General features: G+C 33.8%; 17 protein-coding genes. 11 read left to right on the forward strand and 6 right to left on the reverse strand.

Annotated elements, in window-relative coordinates:
• Nucleotides 1-93 precede the first annotated feature (93 nt).
• A complete protein-coding gene (locus tag ACFQ1Q_RS00800) occupies nt 94-1,983 on the forward strand; it encodes a M61 family metallopeptidase (RefSeq protein ID WP_386126978.1) in 1,890 nt (629 codons plus the stop codon).
• A gap of 285 nt (nt 1,984-2,268) precedes the next feature.
• Here ACFQ1Q_RS00800 and ACFQ1Q_RS00805 read toward each other — a convergent pair whose 3' ends face one another.
• From ACFQ1Q_RS00805 to porX, 6 genes are all read right to left on the reverse strand, one after another.
• Nucleotides 2,269-2,643 (reverse strand): hypothetical protein, encoded by a 375-nt coding sequence (locus tag ACFQ1Q_RS00805; protein WP_386126980.1) that lies wholly within the window; start codon nt 2,641-2,643, stop codon nt 2,269-2,271.
• 147 nt (nt 2,644-2,790) lie between these two features.
• Nucleotides 2,791-3,990: an alanine dehydrogenase gene (locus ACFQ1Q_RS00810; protein ID WP_386126982.1), complete on the reverse strand. Its 1,200-nt coding sequence runs from the start codon at nt 3,988-3,990 to the stop codon at nt 2,791-2,793.
• 63 nt (nt 3,991-4,053) lie between these two features.
• On the reverse strand, nt 4,054-4,587 hold the full coding sequence (locus tag ACFQ1Q_RS00815) for a hypothetical protein (RefSeq protein WP_386126984.1): 534 nt from the start codon (nt 4,585-4,587) through the stop codon (nt 4,054-4,056).
• Complete coding sequence (locus ACFQ1Q_RS00820; RefSeq protein WP_386126986.1) at nt 4,550-4,693, reverse strand: hypothetical protein; 144 nt, start codon at nt 4,691-4,693, stop codon at nt 4,550-4,552. Before ACFQ1Q_RS00820 ends, ACFQ1Q_RS00815 begins: the two co-directional genes overlap by 38 nt.
• Nucleotides 4,694-4,848: 155 nt before the next feature.
• Entirely contained in the window at nt 4,849-5,304 is a 456-nt protein-coding gene (gene tsaE / locus ACFQ1Q_RS00825; RefSeq protein ID WP_386126988.1) for a tRNA (adenosine(37)-N6)-threonylcarbamoyltransferase complex ATPase subunit type 1 TsaE, read from the reverse strand.
• 94 nt (nt 5,305-5,398) lie between these two features.
• Nucleotides 5,399-6,952 carry a T9SS response regulator signal transducer PorX gene (porX, locus tag ACFQ1Q_RS00830; RefSeq protein WP_386126990.1) on the reverse strand — a complete coding sequence of 518 codons (1,554 nt, stop codon included), beginning with the start codon at nt 6,950-6,952 and terminating at the stop codon, nt 5,399-5,401.
• Nucleotides 6,953-6,981: 29 nt separating this feature from the next.
• On the opposite strand from porX, the gene ACFQ1Q_RS00835 reads away from it, so the two are divergent.
• The 10 genes from ACFQ1Q_RS00835 to ACFQ1Q_RS00880 all read left to right on the forward strand — a co-directional run bounded on the left by ACFQ1Q_RS00835 (nt 6,982) and on the right by ACFQ1Q_RS00880 (nt 15,912).
• The gene (locus ACFQ1Q_RS00835; protein ID WP_386126991.1) at nt 6,982-8,214 is read left to right on the forward strand and encodes an HD domain-containing protein; all 1,233 of its coding nucleotides are present in this window, start codon (nt 6,982-6,984) and stop codon (nt 8,212-8,214) included.
• A 51-nt stretch (nt 8,215-8,265) separates the two neighbouring features.
• Nucleotides 8,266-9,294 carry a UDP-3-O-(3-hydroxymyristoyl)glucosamine N-acyltransferase gene (lpxD, locus tag ACFQ1Q_RS00840; protein ID WP_386126992.1) on the forward strand — a complete coding sequence of 343 codons (1,029 nt, stop codon included), beginning with the start codon at nt 8,266-8,268 and terminating at the stop codon, nt 9,292-9,294.
• Entirely contained in the window at nt 9,281-10,687 is a 1,407-nt protein-coding gene (locus ACFQ1Q_RS00845; protein ID WP_386126994.1) for a bifunctional UDP-3-O-[3-hydroxymyristoyl] N-acetylglucosamine deacetylase/3-hydroxyacyl-ACP dehydratase, read from the forward strand. Before lpxD ends, ACFQ1Q_RS00845 begins: the two co-directional genes overlap by 14 nt.
• 12 nt (nt 10,688-10,699) lie before the next feature.
• Entirely contained in the window at nt 10,700-11,485 is a 786-nt protein-coding gene (gene lpxA / locus ACFQ1Q_RS00850) for an acyl-ACP--UDP-N-acetylglucosamine O-acyltransferase (RefSeq protein WP_386126996.1), read from the forward strand.
• A gap of 18 nt (nt 11,486-11,503) precedes the next feature.
• Nucleotides 11,504-12,070, forward strand: coding sequence for an elongation factor P (efp, locus tag ACFQ1Q_RS00855; RefSeq protein WP_386126998.1), 567 nt, complete (start codon nt 11,504-11,506; stop codon nt 12,068-12,070).
• Complete coding sequence (locus ACFQ1Q_RS00860; RefSeq protein WP_386127000.1) at nt 12,070-13,008, forward strand: UDP-3-O-(3-hydroxymyristoyl)glucosamine N-acyltransferase; 939 nt, start codon at nt 12,070-12,072, stop codon at nt 13,006-13,008. Before efp ends, ACFQ1Q_RS00860 begins: the two co-directional genes overlap by 1 nt.
• A complete protein-coding gene (locus ACFQ1Q_RS00865) occupies nt 13,008-13,391 on the forward strand; it encodes a nuclear transport factor 2 family protein (RefSeq protein ID WP_386127002.1) in 384 nt (127 codons plus the stop codon). The genes ACFQ1Q_RS00860 and ACFQ1Q_RS00865 overlap by 1 nt, the downstream gene beginning before the upstream one ends.
• 88 nt (nt 13,392-13,479) lie before the next feature.
• Complete coding sequence (gene sucD / locus ACFQ1Q_RS00870; RefSeq protein ID WP_386127004.1) at nt 13,480-14,352, forward strand: succinate--CoA ligase subunit alpha; 873 nt, start codon at nt 13,480-13,482, stop codon at nt 14,350-14,352.
• Between the two features lie 201 nt (nt 14,353-14,553).
• Nucleotides 14,554-15,300, forward strand: coding sequence for a 3-oxoacyl-[acyl-carrier-protein] reductase (gene fabG, locus ACFQ1Q_RS00875; protein WP_386127006.1), 747 nt, complete (start codon nt 14,554-14,556; stop codon nt 15,298-15,300).
• A 75-nt stretch (nt 15,301-15,375) separates the two neighbouring features.
• The gene (locus ACFQ1Q_RS00880) at nt 15,376-15,912 is read left to right on the forward strand and encodes a hypothetical protein (protein ID WP_386127008.1); all 537 of its coding nucleotides are present in this window, start codon (nt 15,376-15,378) and stop codon (nt 15,910-15,912) included.
• Nucleotides 15,913-15,914: the final 2 nt, after the last annotated feature.

The raw sequence follows: 15,914 nt of genomic DNA on the forward strand, positions 1-15,914 counted from the left end.
GCGAATATAACAACTTCATTTTAACAAAACCTTTAGGAAAATAATTTATGAAGCGATTAGTTTTGTATTCAACTAAAATTTCAATAAACACAAATGAAAAATTATATTTCAATCTTTGCTATCGCAGCGCTTTTGGTGGGTTGTGGTTCAGCAAAAACCAACGTTGACGATTTAGCAACGAGTAATCCTATTGTAACTTCTTTAGATTTAACAAAGGTCGACAATGATCGTGTTCCTGTAACTATTAATCCTGGTCGTTTTACAACAGAGACTGTAACTTATAGATTACCAAAAGTTGTGCAAGGCACATATTCAATTGCGGATTACGGAAAATATGTCGATGACTTTAAGGCTTTAGATTACAATGGTAATGCATTAGCATTTACTAAAGTAGATGAGAATACTTGGACAATTACTGATGCATCAAAATTAGATAAAATCACGTATTTGGTAAACGACACCTTTGATATTGAAAAGCAAGGTGGTATTGGAGGCGAAGATATTTTTTCTCCAGCAGGAACAAATATTGAAGAGAATAACTATGTTTTAAATCTTCATGGATTTATTGGTTATTTTGATAGTTTAAAGAACAATCAATATACTTTAGATGTTACCGCACCAGCAGATTTTGAAAGAACTTCTGCATTGCAAGATACAGGCTCTGTAGCGTCAGAAGATGGTAGTGCTATTACCAGCAAATATTTTGCGCAGCGTTACTTTGATATTACAGACAATCCAATGATGTACGGAAAATTAGACGTTGAAAATTTTATGGTAGGCGATATAAAAATTGTGTTGTCAGTCTATTCTCCAAACAAAGTGCATACAGCAGAAAGCTTAAAGCAGACGGTTTTTGATATGATGAAAGCGCAAAAAGCCTATTTAGGCGACGAAAATAGTACGCCACGATACGATATTTATTTGTATCTGTCAGATGGTAAAGAAGATGCACCAAAAGGTTTTGGAGCTTTAGAGCATCACACGTCGACAGTCGTGGTATTACCAGAAGCGATGGATAAAGCAAGCTTAGAAAAATCTATGATTGATGTTGTAGCTCATGAATTTTTTCATATTGTAACGCCGTTGTCCGTACATTCTGAAGATGTACATTATTTTGATTATTATCAGCCAACATTTTCTAAGCATTTATGGATGTATGAAGGTGTAACGGAATATTTTGCTCAGCATTTTCAGGTTTACGAAGGTCTAATTGAACCAGCTGAATTTTATAATGTTTTACAGTCTAAAATTGCGATTTCAAAAAATTATGATGACGCAATGAGCTTTACAATAATGAGCGAAAACATTCTAAAAGAACCTTATAAAGATAACTATGTAAACGTTTATCAGAAAGGCGCATTAATTGGAATGTGTATTGACATCTTAATGCGAAAAGAAAGTAATGGAACGAGAAGTATGCTGTCTTTAATGAAAGAATTATCTGCAAAATACGGACAAGATAAACCATTTGAAGATGACAAAATAATTGCTGAAATCTCTGCGATGACGTATCCAAGTGTAGCCGAATTCTTGAACACACACGTTGTTGGAGATGTTCCAATTGATTATAACGATTATTTTAAAATGGTTGGTTTGGTTGAAGGTGAAACCGAAGTTGAAACGAATTACATCTTTGCCGGCGGACAAAATATAATTTTTAGTGGTGCGCCAGATAAAGGCATCTTTTTCACTGATATGGCATTAAAAAATTCATTTTGGAAAGCACAAGGCATTCAAGCAAATGACATTATTAAGTCTGTGGATGGAAAAGAATTAACATTACAAAATGCACAAGAAGTTATTACAGGAATGTTTTCATGGGCTGAAGGAAGAGATATTGTTATGGTATTAGACCGTAATGGAGAAACTATCACCATTAAAACAAAACTAACAAAAGCCACGGCTATTTCAACCAGTTTAATGGAAGACCCAAACGCAACAGCTGAGCAAATTGCAACTCGTAACGCTTGGCTAAAAGGATAAAAAACAATTATTAATATTTAAAAAGGTTTCCAATTTGGAAGCCTTTTTTCTTTATATAAACAAATAAATTATAAATAGTATTATTCCAAAGCCTATTAAAGTATTAAGGCATCCATTAGTGTTGTCTGACTCGTCGGTACTTGCCAAATAAGCTGAATATTTTTGTTTTGGAGTATTAAATATAAGCTTACCAATGCTTGCTATAAAATATCTAGTGGTGCCTCCGATAAAATTAAGCAGTATATAAAAAATACCTTCTCCAATTATTTCGCCAATCAAGCTATCTTAATTTTCAATTTTAAAATCTACAATTCTGGCAACTAAGCTGCAGTTTTCTATCTTCATAGTAACCTCGCGCTCTTTATAAGTGTTTTTAAGCTTATAAATTTTACAAGGTTTTGCCTTTGTGTCACTTTCTGAAAAAATAACATTTCCAAAACTCACTAATTGCCTTACACTAGCTGTATCAATAGCGTTGGAAGCTAAAATCGACGTCGCGTTATTGGAATATTCAAAAGATTTCAAAGCAATGTTTTTTCGAGTTCTAGCATTTGGTCCATAATCGCAAGAAGCATCTTTCCCGTTTAAAAAAAACATTAAGATGATGATGCCAATAGCAAAGCCGCCGAGGTAATATCCAAGTCTGTGTATAAATTTCATTCTTATTGAATAAGTTATTTAGGATGCAAATTTACTCAAACAAAGTCCTTATGCAAGTTCGAGCGGAAGTCGAGAACGATTTATGTGTCTACCTATAATCACTTCTCGACTGTCGCTCGAAGTTGAAATATGATAACAAAAAATAATTTAAAATATCAACAAATTAGCATCGCTGTGGTCTAGACCAAACCAATCGCCAACAGATTTACTTGTTAAAATTCCGTGGTAAAAATACAATCCATTTCGTAAACCTTTGTCAAATCGAAGGGTATTTTCAATACCACCATTTTCACCAATTTCTAATAAATAAGGCGTAAAAATATTGCTTATTGATACAGATGCCGTACGAGAGTAGCGTGCAGGAATATTGGGTACACAGTAATGAATAATACCATTATAATCAAACGTCGGATGGTCGTGTGAGGTAATTTCGCTTGTTTCAAAACATCCACCCATATCAATACTTACATCAATAACTACTGCACCTGATTTCATATGTTCCACCATTGTTTTAGTCACAATAATTGGTGAGCGGTTATTTCCTCTAACCGCACCAATTGCTACATCGCAACGTTTTAGGGCTTTTAAAATGTTTTTTGGTTGCATGGTTGACGTGTAAATAGTCTGATTTAGACTCGATTGAATACAACGTAATTTAGTGATGGAGTTATCAAAAACCTTAACGTTTGCACCTAAACCAATGGCAGAACGCGCGGCAAATTCGCCAACAGTTCCTGCGCCAAGAATAACGATTTCCGTTGGTGGAACACCAGAAATATTCCCGAACATTAAACCGTTTCCGCCGTTAACATTCGATAATAATTCTGAAGCAATAAGAACAGAAGCAGTTCCTGCAATTTCACTTAAAGAACGTACTGCCGGATATGCGCCGTCTTCGTCTTTAATAAACTCGAATGCAAAAGCGGTAATTCTTTTTTCGGCTAAAGATTTAAAATAATCTTTCGATTGTGTTTTTAATTGTAATGCCGAAATTAAAATGGTTTGTGGATTGATGAGTTTAATCTCGTCAATAGAAGGTGGTTCTACCTTAAGTAAAATAGGGCAGGAGAATACTTTTGCAGTATCTTTAGTGACTTCTGCACCAGCTTCACTGTAATCTTTATCTTTGAACTTTGCACCTTTACCAGCGCCAGATTCAATCATTACGCGATGACCATTGGCTGTTAATGCAGAAACAGCGTCTGGTGTTAAACACACTCGTTTTTCTTGAAAGGATGTTTCTTTGGGAATACCTATAAAAAGGTCGCCTTTTTTCTTATAAATCTCTAGAGTTTCCTCTTGTGGTAATAATTGTGCTTTGGTAAATGGTGAAAGCGATTTGCTCATTGAGTTGATTAGTTAAATGATAACTCAATTTACTAATAAAAATGAAAATGACCTCAAAAGCTACTAAAAATACTGCTTAATCTTGCCCCAAAGTGTTTTTGGCTTAATCATAAATTCCGCTTCGAGCTCTTCCATGGTTTTATCTGCGTAATTTATTTTGTTAAAAATTTTCGCTCTAATGAGATAAATTGAAGGAACTATTACTACTAATATTGGTAAAAGATGTAATAACTGATTTTCATCAATATATAATACATCTCCTCGGTATGTGTTAACAATTTGAAATACATACATTGTTATTGGGACTAAAAGTACATGGTACCACCAATGTCTATTTGTAAAAAACCAAATAAATAAAAGTATAAGTGGAAGAACTTTTCCCGTAAAAACCCACATTGCATATTGTGAATCTTGCCAAAATCCACTACGATAAGTAAATAAAAAAGTGTCCCAAACTTCTGTTTTAGGGACACTTTCGTGTAAAGAATAAAGTAACGGAGAAGATGCTATTATGGTGGCTAAAACGCTACCAATAATTGCACTTCGAGATAATCTCTGCTTATCCGTTTTTAATGAGTTTTCTTGGTTTTTTCTCAATTTCTGATGTGGCTTGTCCATCTAAATCAATAATGTTAGTTGCTTCAGCTGTGAATAACATACCACCGAAAATAGCGATAGCTAAAATTAGTTTTTTACTTTTCATAATTCAAGGGATTTAATTAATTAATTATTACAAACATAAAGGAGACTTTTGTTAAAGCCATTATGTGTCTGTGTTAAAATCCGTTGAATTTTTCGTTTTCAATTACGGAAAAACCGTAATTGTACAACTAATTTGATGATTATGTGTGATTTATTCTAGCTTATAGCATGTGTGTTTTCGGTTAAATTATGTGTGTTTATAGTAAGTTTGAGGGTTCTTTCTTTAGGTGAATTAATAGAAATGTCTACGATGCAAACATCTTTAGGTAAAAGTGATGCCACACGTTCTGACCATTCGATAAATAACAAATTGTTAGATTCAAAATAATCTTCTACACCAAAATTATGGGCTTCTTCTTCATCTTCAATTCTATAAAAATCAAAATGATACACAATACCTTTATATGTTGAGTATTCATTTACAATAGAAAATGTCGGACTTGTTACCGCATCATCACTTCCCATTACTTTTAAAAGCGATTTTATAAGTGTTGTTTTACCTGCACCCATTTCGCCATTAAAAAGTATGACTTTAGAATTAAAGGATTGCAATAATCTTTTTGCAACAGTTTCAATGGTATCTAAACGGTATGTGTATTCTTTTGTTATCACTTTTCTTATAAAAAATATTAACAATATTACGTATAAATTAGATAAAAACCTAGAAAAAAGTGTATTTCGTCGGATTTTTGTGCTTTACACGGATTTATTTTGGATCTAAAACTACAAACGGAATAATCATTTCTTCTAACGAAACACCGCCATGTTGATAGGTATTTCTGTAGTAACTCACATAATGATTAAAGTTATTAGGATAAGCTAAAAACAAGTCATTTTTTGCAAAAATGAATGAGCTACTCATATTTATAGAAGGTAAATGAATAGACTTTGGGTCTTTGATAGCTAAAACATCCTTATCATTATAAGTTAAACTTCGACCTGTTTTGTATCTTAGATTTAGACTTGTGTCTCTATCTCCAATTACTTTTGTTGGAGTAGAAACATTAATGGTTCCGTGGTCTGTGGTTAATATAAGTTTAAATCCTAATTGTTGTGCTAGCTGAATCATCTCTAGCAACGGTGAATTTTTAAACCAACTTTGTGTTAATGACCGATATGCTTTATTATTTGAGGCTAATTCTTTAACCACTTCCATTTCAGTTTTTGAGTGTGAGAGCATATCTACAAAATTGTAAACTACAACATTAAGGTCATTATCTTTTAAGCTTTTAAAATTATCTACTAATTTTTTACCACCTTTTAAACTGGTAATTTTATTGTAAGAATAACTAATATGTGTTAGGCCAAGACGTTTTAATTGTTCTCGTAGAAAATCTTCTTCATGGAGGTTTTTTCCGCCTTCATCCGTATCGTTTTTCCAATATTGCGGATATAGGCTTTCCATATCGCTTGGCATTAAACCAGAGAATATAGCATTACGAGCGTATTGAGTTGCTGTTGGTAGAATACTATAAAAAGAGGTTTCAGCAGTTTTTTTATAATAATTATTCACGATAGGCTCAAAGGAACGCCATTGGTCGTAACGCAAATTATCGATTACAATTAATAGTGTTGGTTGTTTGTCGCTCAACTCTGGCACCACTTTTTCTTTAAATAAATTATGAGACATTAATGGTGCATCAGCATTTGGTTGAAACCAGTTGGTGTAATTTTTTTCTATAAACTTACCAAACTGCGAATTGGCTTCTGTTTTTTGAGATTCTAAAATATCAGTCATGCCAACGTCTTCAATGTTTTCGAGTTGCATTTCCCAATAAATTAGTTTTTGGTATAAATCAGCCCATTCTTCGTAAGTATTTACCATAGATAAATCCATGGCTATTTTTCTAAATTCTTGCTGATAATTTGAAGTTGTTTTTTCTGAAACCAAACGCGAATGGTCTAAATTTTTCTTTAAGCTCAATAGAATTTGATTAGGATTCACTGGCTTTATCAAGTAATCAGCAATTTTATTACCGATGGCTTCTTCCATAATATATTCTTCTTCACTTTTGGTAATCATAACCACAGGAAGATTTGGTCGACGCTCTTTGAGCTCGTTTAGTGTTTCTAATCCTGTTAAACCTGGCATATTTTCATCAAGAAACACAATATCAAAGTTGGTGTCGTTTACAACGTCTAATGCTTCAGTGCCACTTTGGCAAGTTGATACGTTGTAATTTTTCTTTTCTAAAAACATGATGTGTGGCTTAAGAAGGTCAATTTCGTCGTCTACCCAAAGAATATTTATAGTGTTCATGTATATTTGTTTTTTGATTAATTGTAGTTATGCGCTCATCCAATAACAAGCTCAAGATATTTAACGACCCAATTTACGGATTTATTACAATCCCAAATTCGCTGATTTTTGATTTAATTGAGCATAAATATTTTCAAAGACTTCGACGTATTACACAAATGGGCATGTCTTATTTGGTTTATCCAGGAGCACACCACACCCGTTTTCACCATGCATTAGGCAGTATGTCGTTAATGGCAAAAGCGGTGAATGTACTTCGTTTTAAAGGTATTAGCATTTCTGAAGAAGAAGAAACGGCTCTTTATATAGCCATACTTTTGCACGATATTGGTCATGGTCCTTTTTCTCACGCTATGGAACATAGTATCGTCAATGGCATTTCTCATGAGGAAATTTCTCTTCGATTTATGGAAAATTTAAATTCAGAATTTAACGGAAGTTTAACCTTAGCTATAAAAATGTTCAAAGGCGAGTATGAGCGAAAATTTATGTGCCAACTCATATCAAGCCAATTAGATATGGATAGGGCAGACTATTTAAAACGTGATAGTTTTTACACAGGTGTTGCAGAAGGAAATATCAATAGCGAACGTTTAATAACAATGCTTAATGTGGTTGATGATGAAATTGTTATCGAAGAAAAAGGCATTTATAGTGTCGAAAAATTTCTTATATCTCGCCGCTTTATGTATTGGCAAGTGTATTTGCACAAAACAAGCTTATCTGCAGAGCAGATTTTAATTAGAGTTTTAAAGCGTGCCAAAGAATTAGTTAGTAAAGGCGAAAATCTCACTGCTAGCCAACCTTTGATGCATTTTCTAAAAACAGATACAGATTTGTCTAATTTTAATAATGAAAGTTTAGATATTTTCTCGCAATTAGATGATTACGATATTATTATGGCAATGAAGTCTTGGCAGCATCACAATGATTTTGTCTTAAGTAATTTGTGCGACATCATTATAAACAGAGACTTATTAAAAGTGAAGTTAAAAAGCAATCCTATTAAATCTTCCGCTTTAAATAAACACAAAAGTGCTTTAATGAAAAAGTATGCTATATCTGAATATGAAGCAAATTACTTTGTGTTTAGTGGAGAAGTCTCTAACCAAGCGTATAATCCTTCCAAAGAACAAATAAAAATATTGCTAAAGACAGGAAAGGTAAAAGATATCACTAAAGCCTCAGACCAATTAAACTTAAATGCGTTGAGTAAACCTATGACTAAATATTATATATGTTATCCTAAAAACAAATTGTAATACATTTTTTCTATTTTTGCGAGACCAACCAAATAAAGCGAAACAAAACTTTTGAAATTTACAGCAGAACAGATTGCAGGCATACTAGAAGGAACAGTTGTGGGTGACGCAAATGCCGAAGTCTCTCAATTGGCAAAAATTGAAGAAGGCACTGCCGGAACGCTCACATTTTTAGCAAATCCGAAATACAAATCATACATATATACAACAAAAGCTACAATCACAATTGTTAATAATGATTTTGAAGCTGAAGAAGAATTATCAACGACTTTAATAAAAGTTGAAGATGCTTACAAAGCTTTTACGAAGTTGCTAGAGTATTACAATCAGATTAAATTAAATAAATCTGGGGTTGAAAGTCCTTCACATGTTTCTGTTACGGCGAATATAGGGACCAATCATTATATTGGGGCGTTTTCATATATTGGCGACAATGTAACTATTGGTGATAATGTGAAGATTTTTCCAAACTCATACATTGGTGATAATGTAAAAATTGGTGATAATAGCATTGTGTTTTCTGGTGGAAAAATATATTCAGATTGTGTGGTTGGAAATAACTGCGTCATTAACTCTGGAGCAATAATTGGAGCAGATGGTTTTGGTTTTACGCCAGATGAAAATGGCGAATATTCAAAAGTACCCCAAATAGGAAATGTAATTATTGAAGACAACGTTGATATTGGAGCCGCAACAACCATAGATAGAGCAACACTAGGTTCTACTGTGATTAGAAAAGGCGTAAAGCTAGACAATCAAATACAGATTGCACATAATGTTGAGATTGGAAAAAACACAGTAATTGCTGCACAGACAGGTATTGCTGGTTCTACAAAAATCGGTGAAAACTGCCAAATTGGTGGACAAGTTGGTATTGTAGGTCACATTACAATAGGTAATAATGTAAAAATACAAGCACAATCAGGTATTGGAAGAAACATAAAGGATAATGAAGTACTTCAAGGTTCGCCAGCATTGGCTTATGGAGATTACAACAAATCATATGTGTACTTTAAAAATTTACCAAAGATTGTAAAAACAATAAATACTATAGAAAAAAAATTAGATGGCAATAGTTAAAACAGACATCAAACAGAAAACTATAGAAAATGAAGTTAGCCTCGAAGGTGTTGGACTTCATACAGGTGCTAACGTAAAATTAGTCTTTAAATCTGGAGCCCCAAACACAGGATTTGTGTTTGAGCGCGTAGATTTAGAAGGTCGTCCAAAAATGGATGCCGATGCCAATTTTGTAACAAATACTCAGCGTGGCACGTGTTTAGAAAAAAATGGTGTCACTATTCAAACTTGCGAGCATGTTTTAGCAGCACTTGTTGGTTTAGATATAGATAATGCTGTAATAGAACTTAATGCATCTGAGCCACCAATTATGGACGGTTCGTCCAAATTTTTTATCGAGGCACTTGAAAAAGCTGGTATCGTAGAGCAAGATGCTTATCGTGAAGAATATGTTGTTAAAGACGTGGTTTCTTATACAGATGAAGAATCTGGTAGCGAAATCATTGTAATGCCAAGCGATAGTTATCAAATTACGACAATGGTAGATTTTGGCACCAAAGTTTTGGGTACTCAAAATGCCACTTTAAATAAAATGTCCGATTTTAAAACTGAAATTTCAGACTCTAGAACTTTCAGTTTTTTGCATGAGTTAGAAATGCTTTTAGAACACGGACTTATAAAAGGAGGTGATTTAAATAACGCTATTGTTTATGTAGATAAAGAACTATCTCCAGAAACAATGGAGAAATTGCGTGTAGCATTTAACAAGGACGAAATTGCTGTAAAACCAAACGGAATTTTAGACAATTTAACTTTACATCATCCAAATGAAGCTGCAAGGCACAAACTTTTAGATGTCATAGGTGATTTGGCATTAATTGGCACCCGTATTCGTGGGAAAGTTATAGCAAATAAACCAGGACATTTTGTAAATACGCAGTTTGCAAAAAAAATGTCTAAGATTATTAAAAATGAAAGACGTAATTATGTCCCTCAAATAGATTTGAATGCCGCTCCATTAATGGACGTTAATCAAATTATGGATATGTTACCACACAGACAACCATTCTTATTAATAGATAAGATTTTTGAACTGTCTGAGAGTAGCGTTATTGGAATGAAAAACGTGACCATGAATGAAGAATTCTTTAAAGGTCATTTTCCTGGTGCACCTGTGATGCCAGGCGTTTTAATAGTTGAGGCTATGGCGCAAACAGGCGGAATATTAGTATTAAGCACGGTACCAGACCCAGAGAATTACCTTACTTTTTTTATGAAAATTGATAAGGTGAAATTTAAACAAAAAGTAGTTCCTGGCGATACTCTAATATTTAAATGTGATCTTATAACCCCAATTAGGCGTGGTATTTGTCATATGCAAGGTTACGCGTATGCCAACGGGAAATTATGTGCAGAAGCCGAATTAATGGCGCAAATTTCAAAAGTTAAGTAATTTAAAAGTAAGATGAATCAACCTTTAGCATACGTACATCCAGGTGCAAAAATTGCAAAAAATGTAGTTATAGAGCCTTTTTCAACAATACATAATAATGTTGTCATTGGTGAAGGGACTTGGATAGGCAGCAACGTTACCATTATGGAAGGCGCACGAATAGGTAAAAACTGTAATATTTTTCCTGGAGCTGTAATTTCCGCTGTACCACAAGATTTAAAATACAATGACGAAGATACAACAGTAGAAATTGGAGACAACGTTACAATAAGAGAATGCGTTACCATAAATAGAGGTACAGCTGATAGAATGAAAACGGTTATTGGTAACAATTGTCTTATAATGGCGTACTGCCACGTTGCTCATGATTGTATCGTTGGCAACAATTGTATTTTTTCTAATAACAGTACTCTTGCAGGACATATAACAATTGGAGACTATGTAATTCTTGCAGGTATGACGGCTGTTCATCAATTTGTTTCTGTTGGTAATCATGCGTTTGTAACCGGTGGTTCTTTAGTTAGAAAAGATGTTCCGCCTTACGTTAAAGCTGCACGTGAACCATTATCTTATGTTGGTATCAATTCGGTTGGATTAAGACGAAGAGGTTTTACGACCGAAAAAATTAGAGAGATTCAGGATATTTATAGAATACTTTATCAAAAAAATTATAATAATTCACAAGCTTCAGATTTAATTGAAGCCGAAATGCAAGCCACACCTGAGCGCGATGAGATTCTTCAGTTTATAAAGAATTCTCATAGAGGTATCATGAAAGGTTATTTCAAATCAAATTAATAAAATTAAACCCATAATATGGCAAGTACATCAGATATAAGAAACGGATTATGCATTAAGTATAATAACGATATTTATAAAATCATAGAATTTCTTCACGTTAAACCGGGAAAAGGCCCTGCTTTTGTGAGAACAAAACTAAAGAGCGTAACCACAGGTAAAGTGCTAGATAATACATTTTCAGCAGGTCATAAAATTGATGATGTTAGAGTAGAAACTCACAAATTTCAATATTTATACAATGATGGTGAATTTTATCATTTTATGAATGAAGCAGACTATACACAGATTCGATTACTAGAATCTGCTTTAGATAGACCAGATTTACTAAAAGAAGGTGAAGTGGTAACCATTCAAATAAATACAGAAGACAATATGCCACTTTCTGTAGATTTACCTGCGACTGTGATTCTCGAAGTTACAGCAACAGAACCTGGTGTTAAAGGAAATACAGCAACAAATGCAACTAAACCAGCAACCGTAGAAACTGGAGCAGAAGTTAATGTGCCTTTGTTTATCAACGAAGGTGATAAAATCAAAGTGGAAACGGATAAGGGAACTTATAAAGAACGTGTTAAAGAATAATGAAATTTCCACATCCTTATAAATTAAAAGAAATTTCAGAAATCATTGGTTCCACCTACGTTGGAGCAGATGATTTTTCTGTTTTAGGCATGAATGAAATTCATGTTGTTGAGCCAGGAGATATTGTATTTGTTGACCACCCAAAATATTATGACAAAGCATTAAATTCTAATGCAACTGTTATTTTAATAAATAAAAAAGTTGACTGTCCAGAAGGTAAAGCATTGCTTATTTCAGACGACCCTTTTCGAGATTTTAATACACTGACAGATAAATTTAGACCTTTTGTTTCTTCTTCAGCATTAGTTGCTGATTCAGCCAAGATAGGAGAAGGTTCTATAATTCAGCCAAATACATTCATTGGCCATAATGTTGTTATAGGAAAAAATTGCCTTATTCACTCTAACGTAAGTATTTATGACGATACAGTAATAGAAGATAATGTTACAATACATGCAAATACAGTTTTAGGTGCTAATGCTTTTTACTACAAAAAAAGACCAGAAGGCTACGACCGTTTAAAATCGAGTGGAAGAGTAGTTATTAAAAGTAATGTGGATATTGGTGCATCTTGTACTATAGACCGCGGCGTCACTGCAGATACAACTATTGGAGAAGGTTCTAAATTAGATAATCAAATTCAAGTAGGACATGATACAATTATTGGTAAAAATTGTTTAATTGCGTCACAAACAGGTATTGCGGGTTGTGTTGTAGTTGAGGATGATGTAACACTCTGGGGTCAAGTCGGCGTTAAAAGTGGTATTACAATTTCAAAAGGAACCGTAATTTATGCACAATCTGGTTTAGGTCATACAACTAATGAAAACGACGTTTTATTTGGTTCGCCAGCGGGCGAAGCACATCAAAAATTTAAAGAATTGGCTTCCATTCGTTTTATACCAGAATTATTACGAAAAACTAAACACTTAAAATAATGTCGGCATTAAAACTATTACAAGATTTTTACAATTCGGATGTAGCAAATAACGCAACTTTAGTCTCAGACTTTTTTCATAAAGATTGTGAACTACATTGGAACAGTAGTAATGGCTTTTCATTATTAAAATACAACGATGTTGTTGCTTTTTTTGAAGGAATAAGAACTTCTTACGATTCACTTCGTTTTGTGCACACCCATTTATTTGAAAGCGGAAACCAAGTCACTAGCCGCCATCATGTTTATGCACAAACTATAGAAGACACAGATAACGAAAGTCTTTTAGCTCATTTTATTGCCATTTGGGAAGTTAAAGATAATAAGCTTTACCGATGCTATGAGCTCAGTCAACTAGCTGATGAAAAAACATTAGAAGCTTAACAAAATATTACTATAAAATACTTCGGTAATACGTGTTAAAAAACTTATTTTTGCAACGTTTTTAACCGAATTAAAATTCAAAATATACATGAGCGTTTTAGTCAATAAAGATTCAAAAATAATTGTTCAAGGATTTACAGGAAGTGAAGGTACATTTCATGCTAGTCAAATGATAGAATACGGAACCAACGTTGTTGGTGGTGTTACTCCAGGAAAAGGAGGGCAAACGCATTTAGACAGACCTGTTTTTAATACAGTTTCTGAAGCTGTAGAAAAGGTAGGAGCAGACACAACTATCATTTTTGTACCGCCAGCATTTGCTGCAGATGCCATTATGGAAGCTGCCGATGCAGGCATAAAAGTTATCATAACAATTACTGAAGGTATTCCTGTGGCAGACATGATTAAGGCAGCCGATTACATTAAAGATAGAAACTGCCGTTTGGTTGGTCCTAACTGTCCAGGTGTTATTACGCCAGGTGAAGCTAAAGTTGGTATCATGCCAGGTTTTGTTTTCAAATCAGGTAAAGTTGGTATAGTTTCAAAATCAGGTACTTTAACTTATGAAGCTGCTGACCAAGTGGTAAAACAAGGATTAGGTATTACAACAGCTATCGGAATTGGTGGTGACCCTATTATTGGCACAACAACAAAAGAAGCGGTTGAATTATTAATTAATGACCCAGAAACAGAAGCTGTTGTGATGATTGGTGAAATTGGTGGTCAACTAGAAGCAGATGCTGCACAATGGTATAAAGCCTCAGGAAGTAAAAAACCTGTTGTTGGTTTTATAGCTGGTGAAACTGCTCCAGCTGGACGTACAATGGGTCACGCCGGTGCAATTGTAGGCGGAAGCGATGACACAGCACAAGCCAAAAAGAAAATCATGAGAGAATGTGGCATTCACGTTGTAGATTCTCCAGCAGAAATAGGAAAGAAAGTTGCTGAAGTAATTGGCTAATTCTAAAATTATAAAACATTGTAATGATGGCTTCATTATAACATATCAGCGATACTAAAAATATTACTACTCATCGTATTAAAATAAGTTTATTAAATTTATTTTAATAGTGTTAAAAACCTTACAAAATCTTGTAAGGTTTTTTTCTTTGATGCAATTTGTAATTTATATATTTGAAAGTAACTAACAATCACATTTAATATGAAATTATTAGAAGGTAAAACCGCAATTATAACAGGAGCTTCAAGAGGTATCGGAAAAGGTATTGCTGAAGTTTTTGCAGACCATGGCGCAAACGTGGCATTCACATATAGTTCTTCGGTAGATGCAGCAAATGCATTAGAGGCAGATTTAAAATCAAAAGGTGTTAACGCCAAAGGCTATCAAAGTAATGCTGCTAGTTTCGATGAAGCTCAACAATTAGCTGAAGATGTCTTAACCGATTTCGGCGGAATTGATATTTTAATCAACAACGCAGGTATTACAAAAGACAACTTGTTAATGCGTATGGGCGAAGAAGATTTCGACAAAGTAATCGAAGTGAACTTAAAGTCTGTTTTTAACATGACAAAAGCAGTACAACGCACTATGCTAAAACAACGAAAAGGCTCAATAATTAATATGAGTTCTGTTGTTGGTGTTAAAGGAAATGCAGGGCAAACGAATTATGCTGCTTCAAAAGCCGGAATTATTGGCTTTTCTAAATCTGTAGCTTTAGAATTGGGCTCAAGAAATATTAGAAGCAACGTTATTGCTCCAGGTTTTATAGAAACTGAAATGACGGCAAAATTAGATGAAGATACCGTAAAAGGATGGCGAGCGGCAATTCCATTAAAGCGCGGAGGAACACCAGAAGATATTGCTAATGCGTGTGTGTTTTTGGCAAGTGATTTAAGTGCTTATGTTACAGGGCAAACATTAAATGTTGATGGCGGAATGCTGACCTGATAAATACGCAATTTAGCGTATCTTAAAAGTGATAAAGCAATACTATCTTTTAATTTTTAATTTAATTACAACATCATGAAAAAATTAGCACTTACAATTTTTATTTGTTTTATCGCTTTTGCAACATCAATAGCTCAGAATTGGGAAAAGTACAAGTCTGAAGATTTGGCCTTTATCGCTATGTATCCAAATACGCCAGAACGTACAGTACAAAAGGTACCGACAGCTGTTGGCGAGTTAGATATGCATATGATTATGTATTCTCCAGAATCTGGAGATGATAATGCAGTTTACAGTACAATTCGTTCTGACTATCCTAAAGAACAATTTAAAGACAAAGATGAAGAATATACAACGTCTGTTTTAGATGGTGCAGTCGGTGGCGCTGTAAAAAATGTAAATGGTAAGTTGCTTTACGACAATAAAATTAAATTAAACGGTTTTCCAGGACGAAGTATAAAAATTGAAATTAATGGCGGCTTCATTTATATGAATGCATACTTGGTAGAAAATGTAATGTACATAAGCCAAGTTATTTGTTTAACAAACAATGATAAAAACCCAAGTATCAAACGCTTTTTAGATAGCTTTGATATTTTAAAAGTTAAATAAGA

Source organism: Winogradskyella litorisediminis (assembly GCF_042675765.1).
Taxonomy (GTDB): Bacteria; Bacteroidota; Bacteroidia; order Flavobacteriales; family Flavobacteriaceae; genus Winogradskyella; species Winogradskyella litorisediminis.